Below are 16,273 nucleotides of genomic sequence, written 5' to 3' on the forward strand. Positions count from 1 at the left end.
GATGACGATCTAGACGTTATGGAGATCGGGGACCCACGGAATCGGTAGCGCTTAGGTAGTCCGGCGGTGCGGGTACCGGTATGTAGATTCGGCATCATGTTGTACGGCCGGACCCGCGAGCAGAACCACATCCAGCAGCTGGTGGCGGCGGCAGGCGGCGCGGTGGTGCTGCGGGGTGGGCCGGGCATCGGCAAGACCGCGCTACTCGACTGGGCGGCCGGGCTGCCGGCGGCGCGGGTGCTGCGTGGCAGCGGTGTGGAGTTCGAAGCCGAGCTGCCCTTCGCCGGGCTCAGCCAGCTGCTGCGCCCCGTGCTCGACCGCCTGGACCGGTTGCCGGGGCCGCAGCGTGCCGCGGTGAGCGGCGCGTTCGGTCTGGCCCGGGGCGAGGCCGCCGACCGGTTGCTGGTGGGTTTCGGGGTGCTGTCGTTGCTCGCCGAGGCCGCGGCCGACGGACCGTTGCTGTGCCTGGTCGACGACGCGCACTGGCTCGACGCGGTGTCCGCGGACGCGCTGCTGTTCGCGGCCCGGCGACTCAGTGGCGAGGGTGTCGTGCTGGTCTTCGCCGCCCGCGACGGCGGCTTCGCCGCGCCGGGCCTGCCGGAGCTGAGGCTGGACGGGCTCGGCGCGGTGGACGCGGTCCGGCTGCTCGATCCCGACCTCGATCCGGTGCTGCGCTATCGCGTGTTGGCGGAGGCACAGGGGAACCCGCTGGCGCTGCGGGAGCTGCCGCGAGTGGTCGACGACGCGACGGCGGTGGCCATGCCACTCACCGAACGGCTGCAGGCGGCGTTCTACGGGCAGGTGCAGCGGCTCCCGGAGAGCACGCGGTCGGCGCTGCTGGTGGCGGCGGCCGAGGACACCGGCGATCTGGCGGTGGTGCTGCGGGCGGCGGCCCGGTTCGGTGCCGGGCCGGACGACTTGCGTCCGGCCGAGGAGGCCGGGTTGGTCGACGTCGCCGGCGGGGTGCTGCGGTTCCGGCATCCCCTGGTCCGGGCGGCGGTCTACCACGGCTCCGCCTACGCGGTGCGGCTGGCCGCGCACCGGGCGCTGGCCGGCGAGCTGACCGCACCGGAGGCGGCCGACCGTCGGGCATGGCATCGGGCCGCGGCCGCCGCCGGACCCGACGACGAGGTGGCGGCCGCGTTGGAGGACACCGCACGGCAGGCCCGTGAACGCAACGGATACGGCGCGGCCGCGGCCGCATACGAGCGGGCCGCGCAGCTCAGCGCCGACCCGGCGGCGACCGCCCGGCGGCTGTTGCTGGCGGCCGAGAACGGCACGCACGCGGGCACGCTGGCCACGGCCGTGCGGCTGGCTGAACGCGCCGCCTCCCTTGTGGACGACCCTGGTTTCCTCGCCGGTGTCGGCTGGGTCGAAGCGCAGGCGTGGTTCTGGCAGGGCAACTTCCAGACCGCGTACGAGCTGTTGACCGCGGCGGCGAACCTGGCGCCCGAACGATCCGGGCAGATGCTCATGCAGGCCGCGCATCCGGCCTGGTACCTCGGCGAGCCGCAGCTCGGCGAGTGCCTGGACCGGTTGGCGACGCTCGACGACCCGACCGCCCGCTTCCTGGTGGCGGCCGCCCGTGGCCGGGCACCGTCGCTGGCGTCGGTGATCGACCGCTCGGCGGCGCCACGAGACCTGGTGGAACTGTGCGGGCTCGGTTTCGTCGCCGGGCAGGACGCGGAGGCCTACGAGGCGACCGCGGCGCTGGTCGTGCGGTGTCGGGCGGAAGGCCTCGTCGGGCTGTTGCCGACGCTGTTGTTCTTCCTGGCGGAGGCGGAATTCTTCGCCGGGCGGCACCGCGACGCCGTGGTCAGCACGGCCGAGGGCCTCGACGTCGCCCGGGACAGCGGCCAGCCATTGTGGATCAGTCAGCTCTGCGGGATGCGGGCTGTCCTGGCCGCCCTCGAAGGCGACGAGCCGGCCTGCCGGGCAGCGGTCGACGAAGCCACGGCGTCGGCCGCGCCGGGCTCCTACCCGGCCGGGCACGCATGGGCGCAGTGGGCGCTGGCGTTGCTGGACCTCGGCCAGGGCCGGGTGGAAGCCGCGACGCCACGACTGCTGTCCCTCCAGGACAACCCGTACGCCCATCACGTCGCCGCGCACCGCTGCATCCCCGATCTCGTCGAGGCGGCCGTCCGGTCGGGCGTCCCGGAACAGGCCGCCGGCGCGCTCCAGCGGCTGGAGGCATACGCGGAACGTACCGCCCAGCCGTGGGCACAGGCGCTGGTCCACCGGTGCCGGGCGCTGCTCGGTGGCGACGAGCCGGAGTACCAACTGTCACTGGAGTTGCCGGCGCGCCCGTTCGAGCAGGCCCGCACGGAACTGCTCTACGGTGAGTGGCTGCGCCGGGCCCGCCGCAGGGCCGAAGCAAGGCCGGTGCTGCGGCGTGCGCTCGACGCCTTCGATCGGCTGGGCGCGGATCCATGGGCCAACCGCGCCCGAACCGAGCTGGCCGCCACCGGCCTGCACCCGCCGCGACCCGCCGAGCCAGCCGCCGCCCGGCTGACACCGCAGGAGCTCCAGATCGCCCGGCTCGCGGCGCAGGGGCTGTCCAACAAGGACATCGCGGGTCAGCTGTTCCTGAGCCCGAAGACGGTCGCCTACCACCTATACAAGGCCTATCCCAAGCTGGGTGTCGCGGCCCGTGGCGAGCTCGCGCGGATATCCCTCTGACCGGTTTCGTGGTAACTGCCCCTAATAACGGCCTAATCTGGGTTGTATCGGGCTGGACCCGCGGTCGACGGCGCAGCGATGATCGAAAAGAGGTTCGAACATGGCCCAACGCATCGCTGGGATCGAGATCCCGCAGACCCGTCTCGTCGACGAGGCGACCGCGTTGGTCGAGGCAGCGGCCACACCACTGCTCTTCCACCACTCCCGCCGGGTCTACCTCTTCGGCATGCTCCAGGGCGAGCGCCGCGGCCTGCGGCCGGACCCGGAACTGCTCTATGTCGGTGCGATGTTCCACGACCTGGGTCTGACCGACCGCTACCGCACCACCGACCAGCGCTTCGAGGTGGACGGCGCTAACACGGCCCGCGACTTCCTGTCCGGCCACGGCCTCGACCAGGACGCCACCCGCCGGGTCTGGACCGCGATCGCCCTGCACACCACCCCAGGCATCCCGCAGTTCATGGAGCCCGAGGTCGCGCTCGTCACCGCCGGCGTCGAGACCGACGTGCTCGGGATCGGCTACGCGGACCTCGACCCGGCCGCGATCGCCGCCGTCACCGAGGCGCACCCGCGGCCGGACTTCAAGCGGCAGATCCTCGCGGCCTTCACCAACGGTTTCCAGGACCGGCCGGACACCACGTTCGGCACGGTCAACGCCGACGTGCTCGCCCGCTTCGTCCCCGGCTTCCGGCGGACCGACTTCGTCGAGGTCATCGAGGGAAACGCCTGGCCGGAGTAGTCGCCCGCGGGTCGAAGCCCGGCCTCCAACCTCAGGACCGGTCAGGCAAACCCTTGCGGTAGCCGGATGTCCGCGGGCTACCCGTTCTCGCGCTCGGACGATCGAAAATCCATGTTGGACAGTTACCGATGGTTTCTTGAAGCGTAGCGTCGCCGCAACGGTTGCAGGCGCCGGCGCTGGACGGCGGGTCGGGCCAGCTGCTTAGCTGGCGGTCCGATCCGAACATCGAGGAGCGCAGCGCGGATGACCCTCCTGCCCGCATACCGGCGGGTGCACCTGCGGATCCTCGCCCGGGCCGCGGTCGCCGACACCGCCCACCTCGCACTCGCGCTCGCCCGGGCGCTGGCCCACCACGGCCCGGTCGACGTCTACCAGCACGGCCCCTACCACAAGGAGCCGGAGTTGCTGGAGTTCACCGCGGTGCTGGAGCCGACCGGCCGGGCCGACGAGTGCGTCGCCGCGTTGCGCGCCTCGGCCACCGGCTGGCACGACGACGAGGTCGGAACGGTGTGGGCACGGCCCCCCTCCCGCGCCGAGCTGCTGGATCCGGCCGTGGAGTGGCTGGCCCTCTACTCCGCGCAGGCGGCAACCCTGCCGCGATACGGCACCGGCGAGATCGTACGGATCCTCGCCAGCCCGCTGGCCCGCGGCGAGGACCTGGTCGACCACGACGCGGAGGTGCTCAGCGCCGCGGCGCCCACGGTCGGGAGCGAGCCGTGGAGCTACGCCGTGATGCCACTGTCCTGGGACACCGTCATCTACTTCCCCGAGCCCGACCTGGCTCCCACCGGGCGTCAGGTGCCGCCCCAGGGCGACCCCATCCCGGTCCTCGGCGTCCAGCCCGACGCCACCGTCACCGACCACCCCACCCTCGTCGTCCCGTATCGCTGACGCCCGAGATCAGCATCTGAAACCACGGTCGTATCAACCGATCGGTTGACCGGCGCGATCGACCGATGCGCCGTCCAACGGTCGATCCGCCGCGGACGGCCGGCGACCAAGCTCTAGGCATGGAAAATGTCATCGAAGTGCAGGGCCTCCGCAAGCGGTACGGCGCGGTGGAGGCGCTACGAGACGCCTCGTTCACCGTCGATCGCGGTGAGATCTTCGGCATCGTCGGACCGAACGGCGCAGGCAAGACCACGACCGTCGAGTGCATCGCCGGCTTGCGGCGCCCCGACGGCGGCACCGTGCGGGTGCTCGGCCTCGACCCCGGGCGCGACCGGGGCCCGGTGCGCAACCGCCTGGGTATCCAGCTCCAGTCCAGTGATGTGCCGGAAAGGCTGCGGGTACGCGAGGTGCTCGCGCTCTACGCGTCGTTCTACGACCGGCCGGCCGACGTGTCGACCCTCCTCACCCAGTGGGGCCTGACCGAGAAAGCCGGCGTGCAGACCCGCAAACTGTCGGGTGGCCAGCGCCAGCGGCTCTCGATCGCCCTCGCGCTGGTGGGCGCACCGGAGATCGTCGTGCTGGACGAATTGACGACCGGCCTCGATCCGCAGGCCCGCCGGGAGGCGTGGGCGTTGGTGGAGCAGTTGCGCGCGGGCGGCGTCACCGTCGTTCTCGTCACCCACTTCATGGAGGAGGCCGAGCGGCTCTGCGACCGGGTCGCGGTCGTGGACGCCGGCCGGGTCACCGCGGTGGACACTCCCGCCGGCCTGATCGCCAGGTCCGGCGCCGTGCAGCGGGTCCGCTTCCGTCCCATCCGCGAGCTTCCCCTCGAGGAACTGCGCAACCTCGACGAGGTCAGCCAGATCCAGCGCACCGGCGGCCAGCTCACCGTCGAGGGCCACGGCGACCTCGTGCGGGCCGTCACGGGGCTGCTCGCCCGCCGGCGGATCCTCGTCTCCGATCTACGCGTCGAGCAGGCCAGTCTGGAAGACGCCTACCTCGCTCTGACCGGCACCACCAACCCTTGTGCCCAGGAGGCCGCGGCATGAACACCAACGTCCTCGTGTCCGAGCTGAAGATCTTCTACCGCGAGCCGGTGACCCTGCCGCTGGCCTTCGCGCTTCCGGTCGTGGTTCTCGTGATCTTCGGCGTGCTCCCGTCCGACGGCCCGAAGACCGCCGAGCTGCCCACCCTGGCCGTGACGCTCGTGCTCGCCATGCTCGGCTTCCTTCTCCTGCCCGGTGCACTGGCCACCTACCGGGAGAAGGGCGTGCTGCGCCGGATGGCCACCACGCCGGTCGCGCCTCGGGCGTTGTTGCAGGCGCAGCTCGCGGTGTACGGAGCCGCCGCCCTGGTCGGCGTGGTGGTGGTCGTGGTGTTCGGCGCGGTCCTGCTCAAGATGCCGGTTCCCGTAGGCGAGACCTGGACAGCCGCGATGGTCGTACTCGGCACGGCGGCGATCTTCTCGCTCGGCCTCCTGCCCGCGGCACTCGCGACCAGCGCCAAGGCAGCGACCGGGGTCGGCTTCGCGCTCTACATGCCGTCGGCGTTCTTCGCCGGCGTCTATGTGCCGAGCGCGCAACTGCCCGGCTTCGCGCGGTCGATCGGGCAGTACACGCCGCTGGGTGCCTTCCGCGACGCGCTCACCTCCGCGTGGTCGGGCAACACCCCGGACCCTTCGGTGCTGGCTATCATGGTCGCCTGGACCGTCGTGTGCGGACTCGTCGCCGCCCGGACCTTCAGGTGGGAGTGACATGACGGTCGCTGGCGAGGGCTCGGACCGCCGGTTCGACCGGGTGACCCACCTGATCCCATACCCGACATTGGCCGTCGCCGCCGCCATCGTGGTGCTCGAGGGCGACCGCGGCGCTGTCTCCCTCGGCCTGGTCGTGGCCACCGTCGTGTGGTTCGCACTGCCCGAGCTGACCGCTGAGGGCCGGGCGTGGAGCTTCGCGCGTCCGCCGGGCACGTGGGGGATCGTCCACTTCGCCGGCTTCCTCACCCTGTACGCCGCTCTGGTGGCCGTCAACGGATGGTTCGGCATCTGCGCTATCGCGGGCTATGTCTACGCGGTCCTGCTCCGTCCATTGTGGCTCGCCGGGATAGCGCTCGCCGCCACCGCCGTCGTCACCGCGACCTCGTGGCGCGGCGGGCTGCCGGAGGGTCTGCCCAACGGCAGCTCCGCAGACGCCGTCGCGTTCGGTGCCGCGGTCGGGTTCAACGTCCTGACGGCGGGTGCCTTCTCGTACTTCGGCTACGCGCAGGAGCAGCAGAGCCGAAAGCGTCAGCGGATGGTCACCGAGCTCGCCGAGGCCAACCGGAAGCTGTCGGCCGCATTGGCCGAGAACGCGGGGCTGCACGCCCAGCTCGTCGGGGCGGCCCGCGAGGCCGGTGTCCTCGACGAGCGCGCCCGGATGGCCCGCGAGCTGCATGACACCCTCGCACAGGGACTGATCGGCATCGTCACCCAACTCGAGGCCGCTGGTTCTGGGGAGCTCGAGCGGCACGTGGACGCCGCGCTGGCCTTGGCCCGCGACAGCCTGACCGCCACCCGCAGGTCCATGCACGCGATGCGCCCGGCCGAGCTGGAGGGCGCACGGTTGCCTGACGCGCTGGCCTCGCTCGCCGGAGCATGGTCGTCGGCCAGCGCGGTCCCGGCCGGGCTGACCACCACCGGCGCGGTGCGCGACCTGCACCCCGAGGTGGAGCTGGCGTTGCTGCGGGCGGCGCAGGAGGCGCTGGCGAACGTGTCGAAGCACGCCCGGGCCGGCAAGGTCGGCATCACGTTGTCCTACATGGACGATGTGGTGACGCTTGACGTGCGCGACGACGGCGTCGGCTTCGAGCCGGGTGCGGGCCTGCGCGACGGCGCGTTCGGGCTGGTCGCCATGCGCCAGCGCGTCGAGCGGTTGGGTGGTCGGGTGGAGATCGAGGCAGAACCGGGCGGCGGCGTGGCCGTCGCGGTCAGCGTTCCGGCGGCGACGCAGGCCGCTGGCGATGAGGAGGAGACGGCATGATCCGGTTGCTCATCGTCGACGACCATCCAGTCGTCCGCGACGGCCTGCGCGGGATGTTCGCGGGTTCAGCGGAGTTCGAGGTGGTCGGCGAGGCCGCGGACGGGGTGGCCGCCGTCGCCCTCGCCGAGGAGCTGACCCCGGACGTCGTGCTCATGGACCTGCGCATGCCGGCTGGCGACGGGGTGAGTGCCATCGCCGAGCTGCGCCGCCGCGGCGTGCCGTCTCGGGTCCTGGTCCTGACCACGTACGACACCGACGCGGAGGTGCTGCCGGCCATCGAGGCCGGCGCGACGGGCTTCCTGCTCAAAGACGCGGGGCGTGAGGAGCTGTTCCGCGGCGTACGGGCGGCGGAGCGCGGTGAGGCCGTGCTGTCGCCGGCGGTGGCCACGAAGCTGATCGGCCAGATGCGCTCTGACCGGGTGGTGCCCGGTGACCTCAGTGAGCGCGAACTCGAGGTGTTGGCGTTGGTGGCCAAGGGTACGACCAACCGGGAGGCGGCCCGGCAGCTGTTCATCAGCGAGGCCACCGTCAAGACCCATCTGCTGCACATCTACGCCAAGCTCGGTGTCACCGACCGCGCTTCCGCGGTCGCGGAAGCCTTCACCCGCGGCCTGCTGACCGCACGTTAGCTCAGGCTGCACCCCAGGAAATCGCGCTCTCATCCGATAGCGTCGAGGACGGCCTTACAGGTCGGGCCGTCCACGGCGTCGGCCGGGATGAGCCGATCCGCCCCGATCAGCAGGTCGACCATGGCGCGGCTCTGGTCGGAGTGTTCGTCCAACTCCCACAGCCCCATGCCCTGCCAGATGATCTGCAGATCCTGACTGGCGGACCGGTCGAGGTCACGAATCTCGTACCAGATGCGGTTCATGCAGCAGGTCGCATCGCGCTCGGTGAACAACCCGAGCCGCCAGGAACGGGCGACGAGGCCGCAGACGGTGTCCCAGAAATGTGGGGCGGGCCGTTCTCCCAGTTCCCGTCCGGTCTGTTCGGCCAGGCGTGCTACCGCCTCGTCGACCTGCGCCGGCGAGGCTGTGCTCAGCGCGGCGAGGTCGATGGCGGCGGGCCAGTGACCGCCGAAGGCCACCAGACACCGGGCGATCTCCGGCCAACTCTCATGATCGGGCAGGTCGACGTGCCCAGACGTCGCCAGCGCGTGCACCACCTGCACGGTGCCGACCGTCGTCACAGGACACAGTTTTCCAGGGTCAGGCCCGCCCTGCACGCTCATCCGAGGACGAGCGGAACCACCGCCGCCAGCTTGCCCAGTTCGGCGTTCTCCGCGGCGGTCGGAGCGCGTCGTCCGGTTCCGATCAGCAGCGTGTCCTTGTCGGACAACGACGCTGGAAACGCTGTTCCGGCGATCTGCTCCAGCATCGCGCGCGACCAGGCAAGGCTCTCGGGGTGCGGTGGCGCCGCCGCCGGCAGGTGCGCGATCAGATCGAGATGGTGCAGGGTCCACTCCAGAACGTACGCGTCGAGGTAGTCGCCCGCGGTGAGCACTTGACCGCGTGTGCCGACCCGCTGCCGTGGGTCGGCGAGTTCGGCTGCCCGCCCGGCGGCGGAACCGACGTCGTCGAGGTGGAACGTGAGCAACCGTGGTTCCTGGTAGGCGGCGGCCAACCGGACGGTCAGCGCATCGAGCGGGTCGTCGCGCGTTGGCGGCGTCGCGGCGACCTCCCAGTAGGTGACGGCGTTCCGCGTCGGCGGCCCTTCGGCCGGCGTCACGAGGGTGATCAGGACATCCTGTGCGTCGATGATGAGATGGCAGACCAGGTCCCGCACGAGCCACCCGGCGCAGCCGGACGGCTGCGTGAAGTCTTCGTCCGCGAGGTTGGCGACCACCGCGCGCAGCGCGGTCCACGAGCGTGCGAACAGGTCCACCGCCGGAAGGTATCAGCGGCACCGGTCGCGGGTCAGCGCCTCGAGACGGCGGCGGGGCCACAGCGCGCGGGCTGTGGCCCCGCCATCTCGACCGGGACGGTTGTCATGAGGCCATGTCGGCCGGCGGGGACCGTTGTCTCCGTCCGGCCGGAGCGGGGTGATAGGACTCCGGTGGCACCTCCTTCTCGGTGGTCGGATGGGTGGTCGGTCGCGGTGCCGGGTTGTCCGCGGGCCGGGGCCCGGCCGGCGGCGGGGGTGCGGGCGGCTCGTCCCAGGAGGCGGCGACGAGCGCGTCGAACTCGGCCCGCAGAAGTTCCTCGTCGTGACAGACGATGTCGAGGAACGTGGCGTCGATCGTGCTGGCCGGCGCGGGTGCGCCGCTTGTCGGGTTGGTCATCGCCAGTCACCTCCCGCCGCCGGTCGCGCGGGGGCGAACCGCCCCCGATGCGGACCGCTGTGTCGTCAGGCGTTGATCGCCTTGTGCCCGTTGCCCGCCGTGACGGCGACCTTGCGGGGTTTGGCCTGTTCGGCCACCGGGATCTTCAACAGCAGGACGCCGTTGTCGTAGCTCGCTTCGATCCGGTCGGTGTCGAGGGCCTCGCCGAGGAACAGCTGTCGGGAGAAGACGCCGAGCGGTCGTTCGGCCACTTGGACCTGCGCGTCGCCGTCGAGGTTGAGCGGGCGGCGCTCGGCCTTCACCGTCAGGATGTTGCGCTCGACGTCGATATCGATCGCGTCCGGCGCGACCCCGGGTAGGTCGAAGGCGACGACGAGTTGGTCACCGCTGCGGTATGCGTCAAGCGGCATGGCGGCCGGCCGCGACCAGGTGCCGGGCTGCGCGGCGCCCAGGAGCCGCTGGGCGAGCTGGTCCATCTCACGGAACGGGTCGGTGCGCATCAACATCGATATCACCCCTTTCGCTGAAGAACGGCGGTGTCAATGCGCGTACCCATGTTGTAACATGTCGTCGGAATGATGACAAGCAACTCTGTCAACTCAGCGATGACGAAATGTGGGGTCTGACGTGCCGGGGCCGATGGACAGCCGTGATCCGGTGGCGGCGCTGCAGCGGGCGATGGCCGACGCCGTCGCGCAGACCGAGGGCGTCCCCGTCGCCCAGCTCCTGACGGCCCTGGTGGTTCTCCGGCGCATCCGCTCCCAGCTCGACGGGTGGGAGCGGCAGCTCATCGCCGGCGCACGCGAGGCCGGCGCGAGCTGGGCGCAACTTGCCCCGGCCCTCGGCGTCGCCAGCCGCCAGGCGGCCGAGCGCCGCTACCTGCGCCTCTCGCCGGACAGCGTCGACAGTCGCACCACCCGCGACGAACGGGTGCGGGCGGTCCGCGACCAGCGGGCCGCCGACCGCGCCGTCGACGACTGGGCCCGCACCGAAGGCGCCGACCTGCGCCAGCTCGCCGGCCTCGTGACGGCCCTCGATGACCTCGGCCCGGCCGCGCAGGACAGCCTCGACCGGCTGCACCACGCGATAGGCGGTGCCGACGCCGCGGCGTTGGTCCCGCTGCTCGCGGCGGCCGGCCGCCACCTGCCCGTCGACCACGCCTTGGCCGGCCGCGTCGCCGGCGTCGCCGCACACGCCGACGAGATCCGCCGGTCCACACACCGGCAGCGGACCGCCGACAACTGAACGGCCCCTGCCCGGAACCGGCGGGAGAGATCGACGCGAGCTCGGCCCGTCCTTCAGGCGCGGCGGTGGTAAGCCTTGTTGGCGATGCGCCAATTGCCGTCGACGCGGACGAGTAGGAATACGTCGGTGAAGGCGTCCGCGCCGTGGCGGAGCGTCATTGAGGCGGTCGCAACGGTGCCGTGGACGTCGATGGTGTCGATGCGGCGCAAGCGTGTCGATTCGTCGGGGGCTGGGCGCCCGGGGAACAGGGCGCAGTACTCGTCCAGACGCCACGACACGAATACGCCGTCCCGGATTCCCTCGATGTGGGCCGTGGGCATGAACGCCTCGCGGAAGTGGGCGGGGTCTCCGGTGGCGTGCCCGCGCATGTAGGCGCGTAGCGGTTCGAGGATGGCGTCACCAACGGCGGGGACGGTGGCGGCAACGGCGATGTCGGCGTCACGGCCGGCGGGGCTGTCGGCCAGGTCCGCTGCGCTACGCAGCGGGGTGTTCGACGCGGCGGCCAGCAGCGCCATGTCTTTGGCCAGGGCGCCGACCGTGAACTCGGCCCCGGCAGCGGTCGGCTGGCCGGTCAGGAAGGCCCGCTTGCGAACGACGAGGCCGCCGAGTTGACCGAGTTCGAGGACGTCCAGCACCTGGGCACGTGACAGGCCCAGGGCGTCGGCTTGCCGCAGTGGGTCCCGCAGCGCGAGGACGGCGCCCGCGAGAGCGCTGTTGGCGACCAGCTTGAGCGCGGCGGCGGTGGCGACGTCGTCGACGCGGCGCACGGTGCCCAGTGCTTCCAGCACCGGCCGGGCTCGATCGAACGCGTCCTGGTCGGCGGCGGCGAGGATCTGCAGGGCGCCGGCGTCGACAGCCGGTACGGAGCCGAGCACGGGTGCGTGGACGTAGGACGGGCCCAGCCGCCGGGCCAACCGCGCCGCGTCCTGCGGCGCGATCGTGCTGGTGTTCAGCACGATCGTGTCCGTTCGCAGCGATCCGTGGATCCGTTCGACGACGTGGTGGCACGCCTCGCCGTCGAACAGCGCCAAGACGACGATGTCGACCGTAGCCACGGCTTCGTCCGGGTCGCCGGTCGTCTTGACTCTGCCCCCCGGGTGACCGGACCGGGTCCAACCGACGACGTCCCAGTCGTGGTCGGCCAGTCGTGTCGCTATCGCGGAGCCCATGCGGCCCAGCCCGAGGACGGCGATGGATTGCGGTGCAGCCATGGATCTCACTGTGGAGGCGCCAGAGCGATGCCACAAGCGCAGCTTGCGCAGCCCAGCCATGCGGGATACGCATACTGACATGGAGTTGACCGCGTGGCGGACGTTTGTGACGGCGTGCCAGCTCGGCTCGCTGTCGGCGGCGGCCGCCGAACTCGGTTACACACAGTCGGCCGTCTCCCGGCAGATTGCGGGGCTGGAGCGCCGGCTCGGAACGCCGCTCGTCGAACGGCACGTGCGCGGCGTACGTCCGACGCCGGCCGGCGAGGTCTTCCGGAACCACGCCCTGGTCGCACTGAAGGAAATCGACCGCGCTGTGTGCGCCGTCCGGGACGTTCGTGACGGGGCCCAGCGCCGACCGCTGGCCGTCGGCGCGACCCCGTCTCTGGCGGCCGGGATCGTGCCCGCGGCGATCCGCCGCCTCCTGGACAGGACGGGCCCGCTGGGGTGGAGCCTGTCACCCGGGCTGAGCGCACAACTGCACGACCGCGTGACCGCTGGCGATCTTGACGTCGCGGTCGTCACCGACGCTCCGCCGGGCTTACCGCATGACCCGCGTATCGAACGACGGGTTCTGGGGATCGACGAGATGGTCGTCGTGCTGCCCGTCGGCCATCCGGCGGCCGGCCGCGGTCCGGTGCACATCTCGGCCCTGGCCGACCAGACCTGGGTCGAGGACAACGACGGCTCGGCAACTCTGCTGCGCCAGCACGCCGCTCGCGCGGGAGTCACCACGCGTATCGACCTCACCGCGGCCGATCTGCCCGGCAAGGTCGCGCTGGTCGCGACCGGCCATGCCATCGCGCTGATACCCGGGGTGTTGACGTGCGCGCTGCGAACGGACGTGACCACGGTGACGCTCGTCGATCCTCCGACCCGCGGCATCTACACGATCACACCACGTCACGACACCCACCCAGCCGCGACGGCGCTGTTCGACCAGCTCGTGGCGGCCTTCGACGCAGACCAAACCAAACCCGCCGCGTCACTCGGCTGACCTGAATCGTCGGCCAGGCTGGGCAGATATCGCTGCGGACATCCGGCATGCTGTCGGCATGACTGAGGAACCGGAAGGTCTCGCCGCCCGGTCCGGCGGCACGGTGTCCACTTCACCACCAGTGATCTCGGTGATGGTGATCGTTCCAGCCGCGGACGTCGCCATCGCCTGGTACAAGTCCGCGCTCGGCGCGAAGGAGCTGTGGAACCTCGGGGGCGTGGCCGGCCTCGAGGTCAACGGCGCTGCCTTCTTCGTCCACGAGGTCAACCCGGAGAACCCCGCGGAGACCAGTCCCGACCAGGCTGGGACCACGAGCGTGCGCATCGAGGTGTTCGTCGACGACCCCGACGACGTCATCGAGCGCGCGGTCGCCGCCGGCGCGACCGCTGGATCGGCGGTCCAGGATCATCGCGTGCCCTGGGGGACCCACCGCCAAGGTGGCTTCACGGACCCGTTCGGTCACAGGTGGTCCGTAGGCGACCGGTCACCGCTGAACCGGCTGGGCAACGGAGTTGTCCAGTAATACGGATTCTCCGGGTCGGAGTTGTCCTCTCGTACGAACACGGCCGGTGGACGGCCACCCTAGGGTGGCCGCATACCGGAACTCGGTGACGTCCATCACTGGCCGTGTCAGCGGAGGCATCCATGAGATCTGTCCGGACCATCGCCGCGGTCAGTGGTCTCGCACTCGCCCTGGGCGCGTGCGGGAGTGACCCCGGCAGCGGCGGGTCGGCCGGCGGGCAGCAGTTCGCCGACGGCAAGACGTTCACCATGGCGCTCGGCGCCGATCCCGGCTCGCTCGACCCGCACTTCACGTCCCTGTCGGTCGCCGCGCTCGTCGACCGGTTCATGTACGACTCGTTGGTCAACAGCGACCCGGGTGGAAACCAGGTCGCGGGCCTGGCGCAGACGTGGCAGGGCACGACGACGTCCGCGACGTACGTCCTGCGCAAGGGCGTCACCTGCGCCAATGGCAGCCCGCTGACCGCGAGCGTGGTGGCCGACAACATCAACTTTGTCGGCGATCCGAAGAACGGGTCATCCCGGATCGGGGTGTGGGTGCCGCCGGGCGCGACCGCCAAGGCCGACGACGCGACCGGAACCGTCACGGTCACCTCCCCGGCACCGGCGTCGTTCCTCGTCCGTACCGTCGGCGGGCTGCCGATCGTGTGCGACAAGGGCATGAAGGACCGCGGCATCCTCAAACAAGGCGGCGACGGCACGGGGATGTTCACGCTGACCGAGGTTGTCGCGAACGACCACTACACGTTCACCCGGCGCAAGGACTACGCGTGGGGCCCTGGCGACTTCAAAGCGGATCAGCGCGGCCTGCCCGACACCGTGGTCCTCAAGGTGGTCGCGAACGAGTCGACCGCGGCCAACCTGCTGCTGTCCAAACAGGCGAACGCGGCACAGATCGTCGGGCCCGACCGTCAGCGGTTGCAGGCCGTCAAGCTGTTCGAGCGCCAGGTGGAGGCGCCGCTCGGCGAGCTCTGGTTCAACCACAAGAGCGGGCTGCCCGGTTCTGACGAGCAGGTACGCAAGGCGCTGGTCCAGGCGCTCGACCTGGGTGAGCTCGGCAACGTCGTCAGCAGCGGCAACGGCAAACCGGCGACCGGCCTGGTCGCGCCGGGCATCGGTCCGTGCAAGCAGAACACGGTCGAGGGCAACCTGCCGGCGCACGACCTGGACGCGGCGAAGGCCGCGCTGGACACCGCCGGCTGGACGGTCGGAGCCGGTGGGGTGCGCACGAAGGACGGCCGCAAGCTCACCGTCGCGATCGCCTACCCGACCAGCCTCGGTTCGGGCATGCAGGCGGGCGTGGAGCTGGCGCAGAAGGCATGGAAGGGCCTCGGCGCGGAGGTCACGGCCAAACCCGTGACCGACGCCGAGGTCGGCACCGCCATCGTCGGCGGGCAGCTTCCCTGGGACGCGACCATCCTGCCGCTCGGCCAGCCGCTGCCCAGCGGACTGGTGCCCTACCTGTCCGGGCCGTCCGCGCCACAGGGCGTCAACTTCTCCGGCATCGACAACCCCGACTACGTCGCGGCGGTCACAGAAGCGTCGGCGATCGCCGGCACCGACGGCTGCGAGAAGTGGGCCGCCGCGGAGAAGGCCATCTTCGAGCACCTCGACCTGGTGCCGTTCGTCAACTCGACGGTGCCGACGTTCGGCCAGGGCGCGCAGTTCGAGTTCGGTGACGGCGCGCTGGTGCCGCAGTCGATCCGCATGCTCGCCTGAGGCGTGACCGGCGTGCGGGCACTGGCGGAAAGCGCGTGGCTACGGTTTGCCGCGCGCCGGCTGCTCCGTCTGCTCTTCTCGATCTGGGTGCTGCTGACGGCGGCGTTCCTGATGATCCATCTGATTCCGGGAGACCCGGTGCGGGCGGCGCTCGGCGTCACCGCGTCGGCCGACCTGGTGAACGCGCGCCGGGAGCAGCTCGGCCTGAACGACCCGCTCTGGTCCCAGTACGGCCACTATCTGAGGGACCTGTTCGCCGCCAGGTTCGGCACCTCGACCATCTCCGGCCTGCCGGTCGCGCAGGTCATCGCGGATCGCTACCCGGCGACGCTGGAGCTCGCGGTGTACGCGTTCCTGGTCGCCGTCGCCCTGTCCGTGCCGCTGGGCCTGACCATGGCGGTGCTGACGCGGTCCGGCCGGCGCCGGCGGTTGGAGCTGGGTTTCACCTCGACCAGCGTCTTCCTCGGCACGGTGCCGGAGTTCCTGGTCGCGGCCACCCTCGTGTACGTGTTCGGAGTGCGCCTCGGGCTGGCCCCGATCGCCGGCCGGGCCGGGCCGGGCTCGTACGTGCTGCCGGTCCTGGCTCTGGCGATCGGACCCGCCGCGGTGCTCGCCCGGATCACCCGGGTGGAGACGCTCGCGGTGCTGGAGGCCGACTTCATCCGGACCGCCCGCGCCAAACGGCTCCCGGACCGGCGGCTCTACCTGCGGCACGCCCTGCCCAACTCGCTGACCGCCACGGTCACCGTCGCGGGGCTGCTGCTCGGCGGCCTGGTCGCGGCGACCGTCCTGGTGGAGAACGTGTTCGCGTGGCCGGGCCTGGGCAGCACCATCGTCTCGTCGATCCTGGCCAAGGACTATCCGGTGGTGCAGGCCATCGTGCTGGTCTACGGCCTGGGCGTGCTGCTGGTCAACCTGGTCGTCGACGTGGCGCTGGCCCTGCTCGATCCCCGCTCGACGATCCGGGAGGCCTGA

Annotated in this window: 17 protein-coding genes; 12 read left to right on the top strand and 5 right to left on the bottom strand. The window is 71.3% G+C overall.

The window, feature by feature from the left end; translation table 11 throughout:
• Window positions 1-96: 96 nt before the first annotated feature.
• The 7 genes from AB0J74_RS18890 (at window position 97) to AB0J74_RS18920 (ending at window position 7,955) form a co-directional block, all read left to right on the top strand.
• Entirely contained in the window at window positions 97-2,679 is a 2,583-nt protein-coding gene (locus AB0J74_RS18890; protein WP_363449470.1) for a LuxR C-terminal-related transcriptional regulator, read from the top strand.
• Window positions 2,680-2,779: 100 nt separating this feature from the next.
• Complete coding sequence (locus tag AB0J74_RS18895; protein WP_363449472.1) at window positions 2,780-3,418, top strand: HD domain-containing protein; 639 nt, start codon at window positions 2,780-2,782, stop codon at window positions 3,416-3,418.
• 243 nt (window positions 3,419-3,661) lie between these two features.
• Window positions 3,662-4,309, top strand: coding sequence for a hypothetical protein (locus AB0J74_RS18900; protein ID WP_363449474.1), 648 nt, complete (start codon window positions 3,662-3,664; stop codon window positions 4,307-4,309).
• 119 nt (window positions 4,310-4,428) lie between these two features.
• Window positions 4,429-5,358 (top strand): ABC transporter ATP-binding protein, encoded by a 930-nt coding sequence (locus AB0J74_RS18905; protein WP_363449476.1) that lies wholly within the window; start codon window positions 4,429-4,431, stop codon window positions 5,356-5,358.
• Complete coding sequence (locus AB0J74_RS18910; protein ID WP_363449478.1) at window positions 5,355-6,062, top strand: ABC transporter permease; 708 nt, start codon at window positions 5,355-5,357, stop codon at window positions 6,060-6,062. The genes AB0J74_RS18905 and AB0J74_RS18910 overlap by 4 nt, the downstream gene beginning before the upstream one ends.
• A gap of 1 nt (window position 6,063) precedes the next feature.
• Window positions 6,064-7,326, top strand: coding sequence for a sensor histidine kinase (locus AB0J74_RS18915; protein WP_363449480.1), 1,263 nt, complete (start codon window positions 6,064-6,066; stop codon window positions 7,324-7,326).
• Window positions 7,323-7,955: a response regulator transcription factor gene (locus tag AB0J74_RS18920; protein ID WP_363449482.1), complete on the top strand. Its 633-nt coding sequence runs from the start codon at window positions 7,323-7,325 to the stop codon at window positions 7,953-7,955. Before AB0J74_RS18915 ends, AB0J74_RS18920 begins: the two co-directional genes overlap by 4 nt.
• 29 nt (window positions 7,956-7,984) lie before the next feature.
• Here AB0J74_RS18920 and AB0J74_RS18925 read toward each other — a convergent pair whose 3' ends face one another.
• The 4 genes from AB0J74_RS18925 to AB0J74_RS18940 all read right to left on the bottom strand — a co-directional run bounded on the left by AB0J74_RS18925 (window position 7,985) and on the right by AB0J74_RS18940 (window position 10,113).
• Window positions 7,985-8,515 (bottom strand): hypothetical protein, encoded by a 531-nt coding sequence (locus AB0J74_RS18925; protein ID WP_363449484.1) that lies wholly within the window; start codon window positions 8,513-8,515, stop codon window positions 7,985-7,987.
• A gap of 38 nt (window positions 8,516-8,553) precedes the next feature.
• Entirely contained in the window at window positions 8,554-9,210 is a 657-nt protein-coding gene (locus AB0J74_RS18930) for a maleylpyruvate isomerase N-terminal domain-containing protein (protein ID WP_363449486.1), read from the bottom strand.
• Between the two features lie 103 nt (window positions 9,211-9,313).
• Complete coding sequence (locus tag AB0J74_RS18935) at window positions 9,314-9,607, bottom strand: hypothetical protein (RefSeq protein WP_363449488.1); 294 nt, start codon at window positions 9,605-9,607, stop codon at window positions 9,314-9,316.
• Window positions 9,608-9,672: 65 nt separating this feature from the next.
• Window positions 9,673-10,113 (bottom strand): Hsp20/alpha crystallin family protein, encoded by a 441-nt coding sequence (locus AB0J74_RS18940; RefSeq protein WP_363449490.1) that lies wholly within the window; start codon window positions 10,111-10,113, stop codon window positions 9,673-9,675.
• Window positions 10,114-10,246: 133 nt separating this feature from the next.
• On the opposite strand from AB0J74_RS18940, the gene AB0J74_RS18945 reads away from it, so the two are divergent.
• Complete coding sequence (locus tag AB0J74_RS18945) at window positions 10,247-10,852, top strand: hypothetical protein (RefSeq protein WP_363449492.1); 606 nt, start codon at window positions 10,247-10,249, stop codon at window positions 10,850-10,852.
• A 53-nt stretch (window positions 10,853-10,905) separates the two neighbouring features.
• On the opposite strand, the gene AB0J74_RS18950 is transcribed toward AB0J74_RS18945, so the two are convergent.
• A complete protein-coding gene (locus tag AB0J74_RS18950; protein WP_363449494.1) occupies window positions 10,906-12,123 on the bottom strand; it encodes a nuclear transport factor 2 family protein in 1,218 nt (405 codons plus the stop codon).
• A gap of 19 nt (window positions 12,124-12,142) precedes the next feature.
• Here AB0J74_RS18950 and AB0J74_RS18955 point away from each other — a divergent pair, with 19 nt between their 5' ends.
• The 4 genes from AB0J74_RS18955 (at window position 12,143) to AB0J74_RS18970 (ending at window position 16,273) form a co-directional block, all read left to right on the top strand.
• A complete protein-coding gene (locus AB0J74_RS18955) occupies window positions 12,143-13,057 on the top strand; it encodes a LysR family transcriptional regulator (protein WP_363449496.1) in 915 nt (304 codons plus the stop codon).
• 58 nt (window positions 13,058-13,115) lie between these two features.
• Entirely contained in the window at window positions 13,116-13,580 is a 465-nt protein-coding gene (locus AB0J74_RS18960) for a VOC family protein (protein ID WP_363449498.1), read from the top strand.
• A gap of 122 nt (window positions 13,581-13,702) precedes the next feature.
• Complete coding sequence (locus AB0J74_RS18965; protein ID WP_363449500.1) at window positions 13,703-15,298, top strand: ABC transporter substrate-binding protein; 1,596 nt, start codon at window positions 13,703-13,705, stop codon at window positions 15,296-15,298.
• 12 nt (window positions 15,299-15,310) lie between these two features.
• Entirely contained in the window at window positions 15,311-16,273 is a 963-nt protein-coding gene (locus AB0J74_RS18970; protein ID WP_363449503.1) for an ABC transporter permease, read from the top strand.

It is taken from the genome of Asanoa sp. NPDC049573, from assembly GCF_040676615.1.
In the GTDB taxonomy this organism is placed as follows: Bacteria; Actinomycetota; Actinomycetes; order Mycobacteriales; family Micromonosporaceae; genus Asanoa.

Bases quoted from the DNA above. Each gene is read 5' to 3' on its own strand.
- AB0J74_RS18890 (WP_363449470.1), top strand. From the start codon at position 97: ATGTTGTACGGCCGGACCCGCGAGCAGAACCACATCCAGCAGCTGGTG.
- AB0J74_RS18895 (WP_363449472.1), top strand. From the start codon at position 2,780: ATGGCCCAACGCATCGCTGGGATCGAGATCCCGCAGACCCGTCTCGTC.
- AB0J74_RS18900 (WP_363449474.1), top strand. From the start codon at position 3,662: ATGACCCTCCTGCCCGCATACCGGCGGGTGCACCTGCGGATCCTCGCC.
- AB0J74_RS18905 (WP_363449476.1), top strand. From the start codon at position 4,429: ATGGAAAATGTCATCGAAGTGCAGGGCCTCCGCAAGCGGTACGGCGCG.
- AB0J74_RS18910 (WP_363449478.1), top strand. From the start codon at position 5,355: ATGAACACCAACGTCCTCGTGTCCGAGCTGAAGATCTTCTACCGCGAG.
- AB0J74_RS18915 (WP_363449480.1), top strand. From the start codon at position 6,064: ATGACGGTCGCTGGCGAGGGCTCGGACCGCCGGTTCGACCGGGTGACC.
- AB0J74_RS18920 (WP_363449482.1), top strand. From the start codon at position 7,323: ATGATCCGGTTGCTCATCGTCGACGACCATCCAGTCGTCCGCGACGGC.
- AB0J74_RS18935 (WP_363449488.1), bottom strand. From the start codon at position 9,607: ATGACCAACCCGACAAGCGGCGCACCCGCGCCGGCCAGCACGATCGAC.
- AB0J74_RS18940 (WP_363449490.1), bottom strand. From the start codon at position 10,113: ATGTTGATGCGCACCGACCCGTTCCGTGAGATGGACCAGCTCGCCCAG.
- AB0J74_RS18945 (WP_363449492.1), top strand. From the start codon at position 10,247: ATGGACAGCCGTGATCCGGTGGCGGCGCTGCAGCGGGCGATGGCCGAC.
- AB0J74_RS18950 (WP_363449494.1), bottom strand. From the start codon at position 12,123: ATGGCTGGGCTGCGCAAGCTGCGCTTGTGGCATCGCTCTGGCGCCTCC.
- AB0J74_RS18955 (WP_363449496.1), top strand. From the start codon at position 12,143: ATGGAGTTGACCGCGTGGCGGACGTTTGTGACGGCGTGCCAGCTCGGC.
- AB0J74_RS18960 (WP_363449498.1), top strand. From the start codon at position 13,116: ATGACTGAGGAACCGGAAGGTCTCGCCGCCCGGTCCGGCGGCACGGTG.
- AB0J74_RS18965 (WP_363449500.1), top strand. From the start codon at position 13,703: ATGAGATCTGTCCGGACCATCGCCGCGGTCAGTGGTCTCGCACTCGCC.